A 15,543-nucleotide genomic window follows, 5' to 3' on the forward strand; every position below is an offset into this window, starting at 1 on the left:
CATGGCCAAGCCGGAATTCGAGTTCGGCCCGGTGGACCGGGTGGAGTTCACCGACTGCAACCCCCACATCGAGGGCCTGTCTGAGGCGATCCTCGCCCGGGATGACCGCAGCGACGCCGTGACGCGCATCCTGAAGTTCGAACCGGGCACCGACACCTCGCCCAATGGCGCCCTGCGGCACGACTTCTGGGAAGAGGTCTTCATCTTCGAGGGCTCCATGCGGGATCTGCGCCTGAACCAGGTGTTCAAGGCCGGGGACTGGGCCACGCGCCCGCCGGGCATGGAACACGGACCGTGGATCTCCGAGGAGGGCGCCCGGATGTTCGAGGTGCGCTACTACCCGCGGGACGAGGCCTGAGATGGCGGCCCCGGCTTTCGCCACCCCCGACGCCTCCGGAATGCGGCGCACCCTGGGCCGCTTCCTCACCGGGGTGGCCGTGGTGACCGCGGAGCACGACGGCGAGAAGGTGGGCATGACCATCAGCTCGCTCACGTCGATCAGCCTGGAGCCGCCCATCCTGATGATCTCGCTCAACTTCGACACCCGCACCGGTGACGCCCTCCTGGCGAGCGGCCGGTTCGGTGTCTCGATCCTGGGCGCGAAGCAGGAAGGGGTGGCCCGGCAGTTCGCGGTCCGGGGCGGGAAGCGCTTCGAGGACGGCGTCTTCGACCTCACCCCCGCGGGCCTGCCCGTGGTGGCGGGGGCGCTGTCCCAGGCCGAGTGCGAGGTGGTGCAGAGCCACGTCGTGGGGGACCATCAGGTCTTTTTCGGCGAGGTGAAGTCCGCCCGGTACCGCGACGGCGAGCCCCTGGCCTTCTACTCGGGCAAGTTCGGCGACTTCCGCGACTTCAACCACGACGCCGTGCCGTGGTTCTACTGAGCCGCTGAAGCCTCCCGGCTGGCCGGCTGGCCGGGTCGGCCGCCGACCCGCCGGCCAGCCGCCCGGCTGCGCAGCTGAACCGCCCCCGCAAGCGCCCCGGAAGGGCCCGCGACCCCTGGTCCCGGGCCCTTCCGTCGTGCCCTGAAACGGCCTCCGGAACCCCGGTGAAAAACGTTCGATATTCATCCGCGAAACCTCTTGACGGCCGATGTGGCGAGCCTCACATTTAAGTGTATGGCTTTCACTAAATCCGCTGCGGACCCCCAGCCGCACGCGTCCGGTCCCTCCCCGGCCGGCCTCAAGAAGAACTCCCTCGGCACGCGTGACATCGTCTTCATGCTGGTCTCCGCCGCCGCGCCGCTCACCATCGTGGTGGGCGTCTCCCCGCTCGCCCTCGCCGTCGGTGGCCCGGGCGCCCCCGTCATCTACATCGCCGCGGCGCTGGGGCTCTCCCTCTTCGCCGTCGGCTTCATGGCCCTGACCCGGCACATCCTGTCCTACAGCGGGTTCTACGGCTACATCGCCAAGACCCTGGGCCGCGTGACCGGTCTCGGCGCCGGATTCACCGCCTGGCTCAGCTACAACGGCATCCAGATCGGCCTCTACGGGCTCCTCGGCATCCAGGCGAATCTGGCCGTCAAGCAGTTCACCGGGGTCGACCTGCCCTGGTGGGTCTACGCCCTCGTCTCGATCGCCGCGGTGCACTACCTGGGCTGGCGCGGCATCGACGTCGGCGCCAAGGTCGTGGGCGTGCTGCTCACCCTGGAGACCGTGATCGTGGTGATCCTCGCCGTCGCCGTCCTGGCCCACGGCGGGGCGAACGGCATCAGCCTGGACTCCTTCACGCCGGACGCGATCTTCACCCCGGGCATGGCCGCCGTGCTGAGCATGGGCTTCTCCGCCTTCATGGGCTTCGAGTCCGGTGCGCTGTACCGGGAGGAGGCCCGCAACCCCGACCGCACCGTCCCGCGGGCCACGTACATCTCCATCGCGTTCATCGGCGCCTTCTACGCCTTCGCGGTGTGGATCCTGGTCCAGGCCGGCGGCTTCGGCGCGATCCAGGCCTTCGCGGGCCAGCACCTCGACACGGGTGACACCGCCTACGTCCTGGCGGGGACCTTCGCGGGCGACTGGCTCGTGAACCTCATGAGCGTGCTGATCGTGACGAGCATCTTCGCCTCGCAGCTGGCCTTCCACAACACCATCAACCGGTACACGCTCTCCCTCGGCCGCGAAGGGATCTTCCCCGCCCGCATGGCCCGGGTCAGCCGCCACCTCACCCCCGGCAACGCGGGCGTCCTTCAGACCGTCCTGAGTGCGATCTGCGTGATCGTCGGCGCAGTGCTCGCGCTCGATCCCTTCACCCAGTTCGTGGTGTGGCTGAACTCCCCGGGCATCATCGGGATCCTGGCGCTGCAAGCGCTCATGGGCGTCGGCGTCGTGATGTTCTTCGTCCGGAACCGCGGCCTGAACACCCGCTGGTACGTCATCCCCTCCACGGTGCTGGCCACCGCGGTCATGGTCGTGGTGATCTGGCTCAGCGTGACCAACATCCAGTACCTCACGGGCATCCCGGCGGGCGACCCCGTCAACACCACCCTGCTCGTGATCGCCCCGGTGACGTTCGTGCTGGGCCTTGCCGTAGCGTGGTGGCTGAAGAAGAACAGGCCAGAAGTCTTCGGACGGATCGGACATTCCGAATGAACCCACCGCAGGCAGCGGAACCAGAGGGCGGCCGGGTCCACCGGCTCGGCCGCCCCAGCGTGCCACGGCTCACCGTGGACAAGATCGGGCAGGAGGCCCTCGCGCTCCTCGAGGAGGAGGGCATCCTCTCCCTGCCCCGATTGGCGGAGCGCCTGGGCGTCCGCCAATCGGCGTTTTACAAGCACGTCTCCAGCCGCGCGGACATCATCGAACTGGCGCGGGGGGTCCTGGCCGAGCGGACCGTCTTCGGGAAGCTCTCCCGGCGGCTCGACGTCCTGGTGGTGGAGCTCTTCGAGTCGCTCCTGAAGACCTATCAGGGCGTCCCCGCGCTCCTGCCCCTCATCCTGGTGCAGCCCGTGACCAACCCCGAGGTGCTGGGGATCTACGAACGGATCGCCACGGCCCTCCGCGAGGCGGGGGTCCCGGACCGGCTGGTCCTGCCGACCATCGAGGCCATCGACAGCGCCGCGATCGGCGCCGCCCTGGACACGCAGGCCATGGAGGACGCGTGGCAGGTGCCCGCCCATCGCCGGGCGGACTTCCCGAGTCTCGTGCGGGCACAGGAGGCCGCCGCTCAGGACCGCAGCGACCGCTTCGGCTTCCTCGCGCGGACCCTCGCGGCAGGGCTCAGCGTCACGGCCGCCCCGGACGACGACGGCGGGTCCTGAACCACAGCCTCCCTCGCCCCGCCGCCTGCTCGCCGCGGCCGTGGGCGGGGCCGCCGTCGTCGTCGCGGCGCAGCGTCCCGCCGGAGCGGACGCCCGCCAGCACACCGTGCGCTCAGCGCATCGGATCCTCAGTACACCGGGTGCAGGGCCTCCGGGCGGAAGACGAGGTACCCGAGCTCCTTGTCGTAGCCGTGGATCTCGCGGGTGTCCAGCACGTCCATGTAGTCCAGGATGTCCGCGGAGAAGCACTGGCCCGGCACGAGCACCGGGAAGCCGGGCGGGTACGGCGTGACGAAACTCGCCGAGACCACATCGCCCATCGCCAGCCGGTCGCGGATCTCCGCGGAGGAGAGGTGCTCCGTGGTGCCCTTGCGGTAGCTGAGGTAGTAGGCGGAGCGCATGTCGCCTGAGGCGCCGTCGGCGGTGAGGAAGGCGGGGGCGAAACGGCTGAAATCCGGGAGCGGGATCGACGGGATGCTGTCCGGTCCGGGTGGCAGGGCGCGGGTCTTCACGCGGGAAAGGGCCCGCTTGCGGTCCAGGTCCTCGGCGATCTTGACCAGGACCTCGATCAGGTACGCGACGGAGCTGCGGGTGGTGCCGATGGTGGTCATGATCAGGACGTTGGAGCGGCTGGTCTTGTTGACCTGGATGCGGTGGCCGTCCATGAGGTAGTCGTGCTTGAAGGTGTCACCGTCCACGCCCGTGGCCGTGATGTCCAGGGTGATGCGGCACGGGTCCACCACGAACTCGTCCTCGGCCCACGCCTGATCCCAGGAGGCGAGGCCGTCCTTGGCCGGGTTCGGACTGGTCGAGACGCGGTAGGCGTCCGGGACGAGGTCCGAGGTGTAAAGGACCCGGAAGTACTTCCGCAGAAGGGCGTGCCGGCCCACGGTCCGCCGGATGCTCATAGCGAGGTCGGCCTGGCGCTGCACCAGGGCATAGCCCTCCAGCTCCACCTGGCGTCGGCCGATGTCCAGGGACGCCAGGATCTGGTAGTTGGGGGAGGTGGAGGTGTGCGTCATGAACGCCTCCAGGAAGGACTCCTCGTTCAGTTCGGCGAAGTCCTGGTCGAAGACGTGGATCATGGAGCCCTGGCGGAGCGAGGTCAGGGTCTTGTGCGTCGACTGCGTGGCGTACACGCGGAGGCGGGTCGACGTCGGGTCGGCGAGCAGGCGGGTGCGCACCAGAGTCTCCGTGTCGGCTCCTGCCAGCAGCGCCTTCTGCTCTTCGAAGCGGCGGCCGTAGTCCGCCGTCGTGAAGTCCTGTTCGAGGACCGCGGCGGCATGCATGGCCGTCCGCTGGCGGTACACGGGGTGGAATCCGGCGAAGGCGAACCAGGCCTCGTCCCAGAGGAACACGAGATCCGGTTTGATCGCGAGGCATTCCTCCATGACGCGGCGGGGGTCGTAGACGATGCCATCGAAGGTGCAGTTGGTCAGGGTGATCATCTTCACCCGGTCCAGCTGCCCGGCGTCGCGGATGGCCAGCAGCCGCCGCTTGATGCTTTCGAGGGGCACCGCGCCGTAGAGGGAGTGCTCGTCCAGGGGGTAGGCGTCGAGGTAGCTGACCGAGGCGCCCGCCAGGACCAGGGCGTAGTGATGGGACTTGTGGCAGTTCCGGTCGACCAGGACGATATCGCCGGGGCCGACGATCGACTGGTGCACGATCTTGTTGGCCGTGGAGGTGCCGTTGGTGGCGAAGTAGCTGCGGTGGCTGCCGAAGGCGCGGGCCGCGAGTTCCTGGGCCTCCTTGATGGCGCCGTGGGGATCCAGCAGCGAATCCAGGCCGCCCGACGTCGCGGACGTCTCGGCCAGGAGGAGGTTCATGCCGTAGAAATCGGCCATGTCCTCGATCCAGGGCGAAGCCAGCACGGAGCCGCCGCGCGAGACGGGCAGGGCGTGGAACACCCCTCCGGGGCGGCGGCTGTACTCCTGGATGGCGTCGAAGAACGGCGTCTCGAAGCGTTCCGTGATGCCGCCGAGGATGGACAGGTGCAGGTCCATGGCGTCGGTCCGGGAGAAGACCCGGCGGAAGCGCGGCCGTTGACTGATCCGGCGAGGGATTCCAGGGCGACGCCGGCCATGAGGAAGACGTCCAGTTCCGGGCGGATCTCCGCCACGGCGTCCGCGAGGTGGATGATCCGTCGGATGGATCGCGTCTCCTGAAGGCGGCTCCCGGCGCGCCGCTCGACGAAGCGGCGGAGCGAGCTGCTGAGGCGCTGCTGGGAGTGGGCGGAGATGCGCGGCGTCAGGATGACGGCCTGGATGCCGGGGTTGATCACGAGGGCGACCAGGGCGTCCACGAAGCTCGGCACCACATTGACGTGATAGGTGAACTTGTCCAGGCCACGGCGCTGGTCCCGCAGTTCCTTGGTGAAGCGCTCCAGTTCCTCGGACGGGCCGGAGTCCACCACGAGCACCTCGATGTGCGGGGCGGGGCGGGAGGGGGTGGGCCCGTCGGGGTCGGGGGAGAGGCCTTCGCCCGGGGCGCCGTCCTCGCTGACATGGAAGCCGGTCCGCAGCATGTCATTGACGCTTTCCACGCGGCTCATGGCTTCGGAGTAGCGCCCCAGGCTGATCAGTTCGGAGATGTCCTTGACGGCCTGCAGGCCCGGGAGCGCCCAGTAGGGCTCGAGCGATTCGAGGAGCTGAAGGATGCCGGTGAAGGACGCGGAGCTGCCCGTTTCGAGCTGCCCCATGCGGCGCTGCTGCAGGATTCCGGAGAGGGCGTACCCGAGGTACTCCCAGGTGTCCTTCCGGGTGCGCCATGCGCTTTCGGGGGTGCCGATCTCGGCGCCCCACCGTCCCCCGGCTGTTGGTGCGAACGTCATTACTGTCCCTCGGCCTCACATCGAGAAATCCGGGACTGCCCCATTGCAGTCCGGCCGGCCCTGACGGCCTTGCGCATGACCTTACCCGCGCTTCTGGCAGCTCAGAAGGCTTCCGGGAACATTACGGTATACACGTAATATACAACTCCTGTTCGAGGGGCCCGGCGCCCGCGGAACCGCTGGAATGCGCCGGAGGCCCGGACACCTGACGGTGTCCGGGCCTCCGGACAGGAGACGTCGTCATGAGACGGAACGGGCCTCAGCGCACGCCGCTCATGAGCTTGCGGATGGCCGGTGCGCCGGCCAGCAGGGCCAGGCCCAGCACCACGGCCACGCTGCCGATGCCGAGGAAGTACGGCGTCTCATTGGACGGGTCGTAGTAGCCCGCCAGGATGCCGGCCAGCGTGGTGCCGAGCGACACGGACAGGAAGAACAGCGCGACCATCTGCGCCTGGAAGGCGGCCGGGGCCAGCTTCGTGGAGACGGACAGCCCGATCGGGGACAGGCACAGCTCGGCCAGCGTGAACAGCAGCAGGATGCCGACCAGCGCCAGGAGCGGGGTCTTCTCAGAGCCGGCCAGCGGCAGGAACGCCAGGAACGCCAGGCCCATGAGGACCAGACCCAGGGAGAACTTCACGGGGGAGCTGGGCTGCTTCTCGCCGAGGCGGGTCCACAGGGCCGCGAGCACACCCGCGAAGATCACGATGAACACCGGGTTGATCGACTGCACCCAGGCCGCCGGCATCTCCCAGCCGAACAGGTGGCGGTCCAGCTTCTCGTCCGAGTAGACCGCGATGAACGTGAACTGCTGCTGGAACAGCGCCCAGAATGCGGCCGACGCGATGTAGAGGGGGATGAACGCGAACACGCGCTTGCGCTCCACCGGCTGGGTCTTGCTGCTGCCCAGCAGGATGAGGAAGTACGCCACGGAGGCGCCGATCGCCACGTACGCCATCCAGGTGGCCAGGTTCTGCGCGGTCACCAGGTGGGTCAGGAGCAGGGACACGATCAGGACGACGACGGCGCCGAAGATCAGCGTGTACTTCTTCCGCTCGCCCGGGGCCAGGGGGTTCGCCACATGGTGGGCGCTCTCCGGCATGTCCTTGCGCTTGAGGCTGTAGACGATGAGGCCGAGGGCCATGCCCACGGCGGCGGCGCCGAAGCCCCAGTGGAATCCGGCGCGGCTCTGCAGGAAGCCGGTGACGAGCGGGCCCAGCAGGCCGCCCAGGTTGACGCCCATGTAGAAGAGGGAGAACCCGGCGTCGCGGCGCTCGTCCTTCTCCGCGTACAGGGTGCCGACCAGAGCCGTGGCGTTGGCCTTGAGACCACCGGAGCCGAAGGCGACCAGCACCAGGCCGATCACCAGGCCCAGCACGCCCGGCAGGAGGGCGAGGGCGACGTGGCCCGCCATGATCACGCAGGCCGAGAAGAACAGCACCCGCTCGGAGCCGAGCAGGCGGTCCGCGAGCCACGCGCCCAGGATGGTGGAGAGGTACACGCCACCGCCGTAAGCGCCGACCAGACTCAGGGAGAGGGCCTTGTCGAGGCCCAGGCCGCCGTCCGTGGCCGTGTAGTACATGTAGTAGGCCAGGATGCCCTGCATGCCGTAGAAGGAGAAGCGTTCCCACATCTCGACGGTGAAGAGGTTGGCCAGCAGTCGGGGGTGACCGAAGAAGCCTTTGTCCGTGGACACGGTGGTGCCCGGCTCGGTCTGTACGGGGTTCATTTCATCCATGCTCCCAGCGGCATGTGAGTTAAGTCATCTTTAGTGGCCCCGGTCACGTTCTCTGGCGTTGGCCGGGCCGGGGCCGTCCGAGCCGCGGAAGGCGAGCGTCACAGCACGGAGAGCCAGCACGAACCCGGCGAAGAGCAGGGTGAAGCCGAAGAACGAGTGCCAGGACAGGGAAGCCGTGAGAGAGGGCCCAGAGTCGTCCAGGATCAGCAGGACGGCGCCGATGGTCGCCGCGGCAGCGAGCACCGCCACGATCAGCTGCTGGAACAGGCGTGTGAGGAAGCCCCGGTCGCCGTCGTCGGCCAGCACCCGGACCCGCGCCGTGAGAGTTCCCTGTTCCAGAGCGTCGGCCAGGCGGTCCACTCGCCGGGGCAGCCGGGCGAGCGTGGGCAGGAGCGTGAGGGCTTGCCGGCTCAGTTCGGTCCTGAGCCGTTCGGGGGTGAACTCCTGCTCCAGCTGTTCCGAACCGAGTTCGCGGGCTTCCGCGATCACATCGAAGCCGGGATCGAGCAGCCGAAGAGTGCCCTCGAGCGCGGCCAGTGCGCGGAAGGCTGCGGCGATCTGGGGCGGGACGGCGAACCCGTGATCGAGGACCAGCGTGAAGAGCTTGCCGAACAGGGCCGCGCCGCCCTGGGGGCCGAAGCCTCCGCGGAAGCGGACCATGAGCTGGCCGAGCTCGCGCGTCAGGCGCCGTTCGTCCAGCCGGGTGGGCGGGTCGAGGAGTTCGAGCAGGGCGTCACAGGCCAGGCGCTCGTCGTCGGCGTCGATCGCGAAGAGCAGGGAGGCGAGGGCGCGCCGGCTGCCGCTCTCCAGGCGCCCGACCGACCCGAAATCCAGAAGGGCGAGCCGGCCATCCTCGCAGAGCAGGACATTCCCGGGATGAAGATCGGCGTGGAAGACACCGTCCACGGTGAGCTGGCTGATGGTGGCGCGCAGCAGGGTCCGTGCCAGGGATCGCCGCGTCGCGGGGTTCAGGGCCGCCAGCTGTTCCCCGGCCCGGCCCAGGGGGACCCCGTGAAGGCGCTCCATGACCAGAAGCCGCTCGGTGCTGAGCTCCTCGTGGACCTGTGGAACCCGGAGTTCCTCCCCGCGGTTGGCGTGGGCGAGGGCCCGCGTGTTCTCCGCCTCCACCCGGTAGTCCAGCTCCTCCGTCAAGGAGTCGGCAAAGCCGCGGGCGAGCGCCACGGCGCCCAGCCGCCGGGCCCACGGGGCCGTCCGTTCCAGCCAGCGCGCCAGCTGCTCGATGATGGAGATGTCCAGGCTCACTTGCTGCAGCGCCGAGGGCCGCTGAATCTTGAGCACCACGTCCGGCCGGGTGTGATCCGGTTCGACGGGGCCGAGTGTCGCGGTGTGCACCTGCGCCACGGACGCTGCGGCGAGGGGCACGTGGTCGACGTGGCTGAACACCTCCGCGGCGGGCCTGCCGAGTTCGCGGTCGAGAGCCTGCCGGATGCGGTCCCAGGGCTCGGGCTGCACCTCGCTCTGGAGCCGGGAGAGCTCCCGGATATAGGCGGCGGGCAGCAGATCGCTCCGGGTGGACAGCATCTGACCCAGCTTCACGAAGGTCACCCCGGCCTCCTCCAGGGTCTGCCGTAAGGCCCGCGCGGTCCGGTCTTCCCGGTCCCGTGCGTGCCGGGAAAGACCCCGGAATCCGAGGGCCAGGCCGTGGCGGCTGGCGATCCGGACCACCTCCGTATACCGGCCGGCCTGCCGGGAATGGGTCCGGGCGGACCGCAGCCAGGAGAAGGGGTTGGGCAGGGTGCCCGTGGGGACCATGATCTCGAAGGCCATCAGGACCGCCACCCCCAGGGCGAACGTCCAGAGGGCCGACAGGCCCGCGACCAGGACCGCCGCCAGCGGATCCCGGCTCACGCTCTCCTGGCTGTCCAGGCCGGCGGCGCCCAGGAACAGCAGGACCGTGGCGGAGAAGAAGAGGGTCAATGCGAAAGCGACCAGAATCGAACGCGGCCAGCCCACAGGCACACCGAGAAGCCTCCGGGAGACCGACGCCAGGAACCACGTCTGGACGAGGAAGAAGATGAGCGTGAGGAGGACTTCCACGAGGCCCCCGAACCAGAAAAGTGCGTCCACGCTCTCATTCTCACCTGGGGTTCGGAGGCCTGGCATCATCCCGGAGTGGGAATGTGGACAACTCCAGGATGACGCGTTGTGGAAGTCGCACAGGAGCGCTCGCAGGATAGTCTGGGTGCAGTTGTCCTGGCGTTGCTCGCCGGGCCGGAGGCAGAGGAGAAGACGCAGCGTGAGCGAGGTTGAGACCGTACGGGTCCAGGACATTCCGGAAGGCGCCACCATCGTCGATGTCCGTGAGGACTACGAGTGGGAAGCCGGCCATGTGGAGGGTGCGGTGCACGTTCCGCTGAACACCTTGCCCCTGCGTTTCGAGGAGCTCGACCCGGACGAGGACCTCTACATCATCTGTCGCACCGGTGGACGCTCCTGGCAGGCCAGCCAGTGGCTCGTGGGCCAGGGCTACTCCGCCATCAACGTGGCGGGTGGCATGGACGAGTGGTTCGAGGCCGGCCGCCCCATGGTGGCCGAGGGGTCCGAGACCCCGCGCGTCCTGTAACCACCCGCCCGCAGAACACCGGAAGAACCGAGCACCCCATGAGCGCTGCAACGCCCCGCTACACCTACCTGGGCCCGGAAGGCACCTTCACCGAGGCCGCGCTCCTCCAGGTGCCCGGCGCCTCCGAGGCCATCCGCATCCCCGTCAGCAACGCCAAGGTGGCGCTCGAGAAGGTGCGTCTGGGTGACGCCGACGCCGCGATGATCCCCATTGAGAACTCGGTGGAGGGCGGCGTTCCCGCCACGCTGGACGCCATCGCCACGGGCAGCGAGCTCCGGATCATCCGCGAGGTGCTGGTGCCGGTGAACTTCCAGCTGGTCGCACTGAAGGGGACCGCGCTCGAGGACATCCGCGTCGTCTCCACCCACGGCCATGCCTGGGCGCAGACCCGCGAATGGTTCGACGAGCACCGCCCCGGCGTCGAGTACCTGACCGCGCCGTCGACGGCGGCCGCCGCCGTCGCGCTCCTGGAGAAGGACCCGCAGCACCAGGCCGCCGTCTGCGCGCCGATCGTGGCGCGCAGCCACCCCGAGCTCGAGGTGCTCGCGGAGAACATCGGCGACAACCCGGATGCCGTCACCCGCTTCATCCTCGTGTCGCGGCCGGGTTCGATGCCACGCCCGACCGGGGCGGACAAGACCACGCTCGTGGTGCCGCTGCCCGAGGACCACCCGGGCGCGCTCATGGAGATCCTGGAACAGTTCGCCAGCCGGGGCGTGAACCTGAGCCGGATCGAATCGCGCCCCACCGGCCAGTACCTGGGCCACTACTTCTTCAGCATCGACGCCGACGGCCACGCTCACGAGGCCCGGGTCCAGCAGGCGCTCGCGGGCCTGCACCGCATCAGCCCCGCCACGCGCTTCCTCGGCTCGTACGCACGGGCCGATGCGCAGTCGCCCGTGGTCGCGCCGCACAATTCGGACGCCGCCTTCGCCGCCGCGGATCAGTGGGTGGCCGGGATCCTGGAGGACGGCGCGGCGGGGTAGTCGCTGCCTGGTCTGTCGCCGCCGAATGAGCGTCCAGGCCGCTCCGGCGGCGTGCCTCTATCTGACGGATGCCCGGGCGCGTATGCTTACCTGAACATTTCCAGTGCGCGCCGGGTCTCAGCGTTCCGGCGGAAAAGGCGGGCCTCGCCAGGCACGCCGGTTTGCGCCCGAACCGAGTCAGGGAGGCACCATGAGCGAGAACGATGGCCAGGGGATGATCGTCAACCCCGTGCCCGACAGCGACAACCAGGACTGGGACGGCGACGAGGCCGATCGTGCCGACCGCCTGCGCTTCGCCGAGGAGCAGGCGATGATCAAGGAGCAGTCGGAGCACCATCACCAGGATGACGCCCTCCGCCGCGCCCAGCAGCAGGCTGACGAGGAGTCCGGCGAGGCCAAGTAGCCGCGCGGGTCACCCCGAAGACCTCACGCTGCGGACGTCACCCCGCGGACCTCACTGCTCCGGGCGCACCCGCACGGACAGGGACTGCGGCCAGATCTCCACGCTGATGCGAGTGGCTGGCCCGGACGGATCGCCGTCGAGCTGTGTCTCCATCGGCTCGGGGCTCCACACCGTCATCCGGTTCACGGCGTAGGAGCGCATGATCGGCAGGACGCCGTTGTGCTTGAACAGCACCTTCAGGTACATGAGGATCCAGCCGGCCACACTGCGCGGGCTGATCACGACGGCGTCGAGCAGGCCGTCGTCGACCATGGCGTCCGGCAGGAAGTCGAGACCGCCCGGCATCTGGCCGCAGTTGGCGAAGAGGATGCTGCGGATCTTGCGCTTCTGAGGGTGCGCGCCGTCGAGGCTGATCGTGACCGCTTTGCGCCGCCCGCTCAGATGCCGCAGGCCCGCGGCGGTGTAGGCCATCCAGCCGATGGTCTTCTTGAGGTCGTCCCGGGTGTCGACGAGCACCTCGGCGTCCATGCCGATCCCGGCCATGACCAGGAAACCGTGCCGCGTGACGGTTCCGTCCACCGCATTCTGGAGTTCCGCCGTCGCGGTGTCGATCCGCCGTTCCCAGCCGAACAGCGCCGCGCCGACGCAGCCGCGGAGATCGGTGACGTTCATCTGGAGATTCCGGGCCAGGAGGTTCCCGGTGCCGAGTGGGATGAGCCCGAGCGGCACGTCACTGCCGGCCAGGACTTCGGCCACGGCGCGGACGGTGCCGTCGCCGCCCGCCGCGAGCACGGCGTCGTACCCCTCCTCGAGGGCGGTTCGCGCCTGACCGTAACCGGGGTCCTCGACGGTCGTCTCCAGGAAGACCGGCTCGGGCCAGCCCGCGGTCTGGATGGCGTGGCGGATCTGTTCGCGGGCGCCGGTGGCGTTGTTCTTCACCGGATTGATCACGACGGCGATCCGCTGCGGACCGCTGATCGGCGCACTGACGGGCCCGGCCACCGAGCTGCGGCGATGGATCGCTTTGAGGCGCCGGGCGCCCCACCAGCCGGCCACGGCGGACGCGGTGAAAGCGGCCGCGCCACCCGCGAAGAGAACGTACTGACCAGTCTTCCCCATAGTGCTCCTAAGCGTACCTGCGAGGGGCCCCGTCCGAGCGAAGCGAGGAATGGGGTAGCAGCCCCGGCCCTCTCGATCCCGCCACTTAGCAGGGACTGAGCCCTATTCGATACCCTTGGACCGTGATCGACGTTAAAGAACTCATTGAGAATCCTGAGAAGTTCCGGGCCAGCCAGCGTGCGCGTGGTGCGGACGAGTCTCTGGTGGACCAGCTGGTCGCCGCGGATGCCACACGTCGGTCCGCCCTGACCCGGTACGAAAACCTCCGCGCCGAGCAGAACGCGTTCGGCAAGCGCGTCGCCCAGGCGAAGGGCGAGGAGAAGCAGGCACTCTTGGCCGAGGTCAAGGAGCTCGCGGCCAACGTCAAGGCCGCGGCAGCCGAGGCCGACACGGCTCAGACCACGCAGGATGAACTGCTCCGCGTGATCCCCAACCTCGTGCTGGACGGCGTTCCGGAGGGCGGCGAGGACGACTACGTGGTCGTGAAGACCGTGGGCGAACCGCGCAAATTCACCGATTTCGAACCCCGCGATCACCTGGAGATCGGCGAGCTGATCGGCGCCATCGACATGGAACGCGGCGCCAAGGTCTCCGGTTCGCGCTTCTACTTCCTCCGGGGTGTGGGCGCCCGTCTGGAGATGGCGCTGCTGCAGATGGCCATGGACCAGGCGATCGCCAACGGCTTCGTCCCGATGATCACCCCCACGCTCGTGCGTCCGGAGACCATGCAGGGCACCGGCTTCGACGTGAAGCACGACGCCGAGATCTACCGTCTGGCCGAGGACGACCTCTACCTGGTGGGCACCTCCGAGGTGGCCCTGGCCGGTTACCACGGCGATGAGATTCTGGACCTGTCCGACGGTCCCATCCGCTACGCGGGCCAGAGCTCCTGCTACCGCCGTGAGGCCGGTTCGCACGGCAAGGACACCCGCGGCATCATCCGCGTCCACCAGTTCAACAAGGTGGAGATGTTCATCTACACGACCCAGGAGGAGGCGGCCGCCGAGCACGAGCGTCTGCTGGCCTGGGAAGAGGAGATGCTGGCCAAGTGCGAGCTCCCGTACCGCGTGATCGACACCGCCGCCGGTGATCTGGGCTCCTCCGCCGCACGGAAGTTCGACTGCGAGGCCTGGGTCCCCACGCAGGGCGCCTACCGCGAGCTGACCTCCACCTCCAACTGCACCGGCTACCAGGCCCGCCGCCTGAACATCCGCGAGCGGGTGTTCGCGGAGGACGGGACGCCCAAGGGCACGCGCGCCGTCGCGACCCTGAACGGCACCCTGGCCACGACCCGCTGGATCGTCGCCATCCTGGAGCACCACCAGAACGCGGACGGCTCCGTCACGGTCCCGGCCGCGCTCCGTCCGTACCTGGGCGGGCCTCGAGGTGTTCCCGGTCCTCTAGGGGCTGCGCTTCCCCCACGGTTTTGTTGATGACCCACGGAAATTTCCGTGGGTCATCAACGTTTCCGGGGGTGTCGCCGGAATCATCGGGCACGGAGCGGAACACCCGCCCTGAGCAGGAGTGCCGCGAACCGCTCGGGTCGCCGCAGATCGTCCCAGACCCAGCGGACCACGCCGTAGCCCTCCGCCCGGATCCGGTCCTCCCGGCGCTTTTCCTCCACGACCACCCTGGCCGGATCCGTCCCCCTGAGGTCCTGCGACCGTACGTATTTCACCAGGCCGTCGAATTCGCCCACGAGTCGCGTCCCAGGCCAGAAGAAGTCCGTCCGCGCGATCTCGCCCTGCGGTCCGGAGATCCGGTGCTGGAGTTCGGGTGTCTCGAAGCCGAGCCGGTGGATGAGGGCCCTGCTCCACGACTCCCCGACCGATTCGGACCGCGGATCAGCCAGGGCGAGCGCCTCCGACATCCTGCGTCGTGCGGCGTTCGAGGGCAGTCTCCCGCAGATCCGCAGCAGTTCCTCCCGTGTCCTGGTGGCTCCCGCCGACCCGCATCCCGACAGCACTTGATCCAGCACCACGACGGCGTCGTCGAAGGTCAGGCGGTGAATGGTGTCGAAGAGCAGATCATCGAACGCCTGGACTCGGAGGTCGAGTCCGAGGATCGGAACCCGCAGCCGAAGGCTTCCGTCGGCGGAGCCCAGCCTGAGCGCGTCCCGGAATCCGGGCGGGAGCGGGCCCGGCGGAGTGCTCTCCCGGACGACGCCGGCCCACGCCTCAGCGGCCGGGCCGCGGTCACCGTACAGTTCCGGAAGCGGACGGCGCCCCAGCTTCTGGGGGAGCGGGGTCAGGAAGTCGACCGTCAGAGGGACCTGGCGCAGCCCGAGACCCCAGAGTGCCAGTCCCGTCTCGCGGCAGAAGACCGGTGAATGACCGGTCACTGCCAGCGACGCGATCGTCAGGGCGTAACGGTCCCACGCGGTGCCGGTAAGCCACTCGGCCGTGGGCAGGTAGACGCCCCTGCGCAGCCGGACGAGCCGTCCCTGGCGGAAGTCGTGGTGGAGCCGCCAGGGCGTCGGGCCGGACCGCAGACCGGAGGGGGACGTCACGAAATGGGCCGGTGGGAACTTCATCCCTCCACGATTCGGGATTCGCGACCGTCCCGCGTGGGGCCTTTGCTGGATGTGGACAAACTCCCACGCCAACCACCCACGCCAACGTTGTCGACCCACG

Annotated in this window: 13 protein-coding genes and 1 pseudogene; 8 read left to right on the forward strand and 6 right to left on the reverse strand. The window is 68.9% G+C overall.

Going from position 1 to position 15,543, the window contains the following annotated elements; translation table 11 throughout:
- Position 1: 1 nt before the first annotated feature.
- The 4 genes from QFZ52_RS15630 (at position 2) to QFZ52_RS15645 (ending at position 3,253) form a co-directional block, all read left to right on the forward strand.
- A complete protein-coding gene (locus tag QFZ52_RS15630; RefSeq protein WP_278267783.1) occupies positions 2-358 on the forward strand; it encodes a cupin domain-containing protein in 357 nt (118 codons plus the stop codon).
- A gap of 1 nt (position 359) precedes the next feature.
- Complete coding sequence (locus QFZ52_RS15635; RefSeq protein WP_307498532.1) at positions 360-881, forward strand: flavin reductase family protein; 522 nt, start codon at positions 360-362, stop codon at positions 879-881.
- Positions 882-1,115: 234 nt separating this feature from the next.
- Positions 1,116-2,585: an APC family permease gene (locus QFZ52_RS15640; RefSeq protein WP_307498533.1), complete on the forward strand. Its 1,470-nt coding sequence runs from the start codon at positions 1,116-1,118 to the stop codon at positions 2,583-2,585.
- On the forward strand, positions 2,582-3,253 hold the full coding sequence (locus QFZ52_RS15645) for a TetR/AcrR family transcriptional regulator (protein ID WP_307498535.1): 672 nt from the start codon (positions 2,582-2,584) through the stop codon (positions 3,251-3,253). Before QFZ52_RS15640 ends, QFZ52_RS15645 begins: the two co-directional genes overlap by 4 nt.
- A gap of 128 nt (positions 3,254-3,381) precedes the next feature.
- Here the strand turns inward: QFZ52_RS15645 and QFZ52_RS15650 are convergent, their stop codons facing one another.
- The 4 genes from QFZ52_RS15650 to QFZ52_RS15665 all read right to left on the reverse strand — a co-directional run bounded on the left by QFZ52_RS15650 (position 3,382) and on the right by QFZ52_RS15665 (position 9,906).
- A complete protein-coding gene (locus tag QFZ52_RS15650) occupies positions 3,382-5,160 on the reverse strand; it encodes an aminotransferase class I/II-fold pyridoxal phosphate-dependent enzyme (RefSeq protein WP_307498738.1) in 1,779 nt (592 codons plus the stop codon).
- Positions 5,076-6,083: a hypothetical protein gene (locus tag QFZ52_RS15655; protein ID WP_307498536.1), complete on the reverse strand. Its 1,008-nt coding sequence runs from the start codon at positions 6,081-6,083 to the stop codon at positions 5,076-5,078. The genes QFZ52_RS15650 and QFZ52_RS15655 overlap by 85 nt, the downstream gene beginning before the upstream one ends.
- Before the next feature lie 259 nt (positions 6,084-6,342).
- On the reverse strand, positions 6,343-7,818 hold the full coding sequence (locus tag QFZ52_RS15660) for a peptide MFS transporter (RefSeq protein ID WP_444861218.1): 1,476 nt from the start codon (positions 7,816-7,818) through the stop codon (positions 6,343-6,345).
- A 30-nt stretch (positions 7,819-7,848) separates the two neighbouring features.
- Positions 7,849-9,906, reverse strand: coding sequence for an ABC1 kinase family protein (locus tag QFZ52_RS15665; protein ID WP_307498538.1), 2,058 nt, complete (start codon positions 9,904-9,906; stop codon positions 7,849-7,851).
- Between the two features lie 169 nt (positions 9,907-10,075).
- On the opposite strand from QFZ52_RS15665, the gene QFZ52_RS15670 reads away from it, so the two are divergent.
- The 3 genes from QFZ52_RS15670 (at position 10,076) to QFZ52_RS15680 (ending at position 11,791) form a co-directional block, all read left to right on the forward strand.
- The gene (locus tag QFZ52_RS15670; RefSeq protein WP_144629674.1) at positions 10,076-10,402 is read left to right on the forward strand and encodes a rhodanese-like domain-containing protein; all 327 of its coding nucleotides are present in this window, start codon (positions 10,076-10,078) and stop codon (positions 10,400-10,402) included.
- A 38-nt stretch (positions 10,403-10,440) separates the two neighbouring features.
- Positions 10,441-11,388 (forward strand): prephenate dehydratase, encoded by a 948-nt coding sequence (pheA, locus tag QFZ52_RS15675; RefSeq protein WP_307498539.1) that lies wholly within the window; start codon positions 10,441-10,443, stop codon positions 11,386-11,388.
- Between the two features lie 190 nt (positions 11,389-11,578).
- Positions 11,579-11,791, forward strand: coding sequence for a hypothetical protein (locus QFZ52_RS15680; protein ID WP_307498541.1), 213 nt, complete (start codon positions 11,579-11,581; stop codon positions 11,789-11,791).
- A 51-nt stretch (positions 11,792-11,842) separates the two neighbouring features.
- Here the strand turns inward: QFZ52_RS15680 and QFZ52_RS15685 are convergent, their stop codons facing one another.
- Positions 11,843-12,910 carry a diacylglycerol/lipid kinase family protein gene (locus QFZ52_RS15685; RefSeq protein WP_307498542.1) on the reverse strand — a complete coding sequence of 356 codons (1,068 nt, stop codon included), beginning with the start codon at positions 12,908-12,910 and terminating at the stop codon, positions 11,843-11,845.
- 122 nt (positions 12,911-13,032) lie between these two features.
- Between QFZ52_RS15685 and serS the strand changes: the two are divergent.
- Positions 13,033-14,314, forward strand: a pseudogene (gene serS, locus QFZ52_RS15690) (serine--tRNA ligase).
- 82 nt (positions 14,315-14,396) lie between these two features.
- Here the strand turns inward: serS and QFZ52_RS15695 are convergent.
- Positions 14,397-15,443 carry a hypothetical protein gene (locus QFZ52_RS15695; RefSeq protein WP_307498544.1) on the reverse strand — a complete coding sequence of 349 codons (1,047 nt, stop codon included), beginning with the start codon at positions 15,441-15,443 and terminating at the stop codon, positions 14,397-14,399.
- Positions 15,444-15,543: the final 100 nt, after the last annotated feature.

Source organism: Arthrobacter woluwensis (assembly GCF_030816155.1).
GTDB classification, from domain to species: Bacteria; Actinomycetota; Actinomycetes; order Actinomycetales; family Micrococcaceae; genus Arthrobacter_E; species Arthrobacter_E woluwensis_A.

What these genes read in the sequence shown, in the direction of transcription:
- QFZ52_RS15660 (WP_444861218.1), bottom strand. Translation starts at nt 7,818, where the DNA reads ATGGATGAAATGAACCCCGTACAGACCGAGCCGGGCACCACCGTGTCC.
- QFZ52_RS15655 (WP_307498536.1), bottom strand. Translation starts at nt 6,083, where the DNA reads ATGACGTTCGCACCAACAGCCGGGGGACGGTGGGGCGCCGAGATCGGC.
- QFZ52_RS15630 (WP_278267783.1), top strand. Translation starts at nt 2, where the DNA reads ATGGCCAAGCCGGAATTCGAGTTCGGCCCGGTGGACCGGGTGGAGTTC.
- QFZ52_RS15695 (WP_307498544.1), bottom strand. Translation starts at nt 15,443, where the DNA reads ATGAAGTTCCCACCGGCCCATTTCGTGACGTCCCCCTCCGGTCTGCGG.
- QFZ52_RS15645 (WP_307498535.1), top strand. Translation starts at nt 2,582, where the DNA reads ATGAACCCACCGCAGGCAGCGGAACCAGAGGGCGGCCGGGTCCACCGG.
- QFZ52_RS15685 (WP_307498542.1), bottom strand. Translation starts at nt 12,910, where the DNA reads ATGGGGAAGACTGGTCAGTACGTTCTCTTCGCGGGTGGCGCGGCCGCT.
- QFZ52_RS15635 (WP_307498532.1), top strand. Translation starts at nt 360, where the DNA reads ATGGCGGCCCCGGCTTTCGCCACCCCCGACGCCTCCGGAATGCGGCGC.
- QFZ52_RS15640 (WP_307498533.1), top strand. Translation starts at nt 1,116, where the DNA reads ATGGCTTTCACTAAATCCGCTGCGGACCCCCAGCCGCACGCGTCCGGT.
- QFZ52_RS15680 (WP_307498541.1), top strand. Translation starts at nt 11,579, where the DNA reads ATGAGCGAGAACGATGGCCAGGGGATGATCGTCAACCCCGTGCCCGAC.
- pheA (WP_307498539.1), top strand. Translation starts at nt 10,441, where the DNA reads ATGAGCGCTGCAACGCCCCGCTACACCTACCTGGGCCCGGAAGGCACC.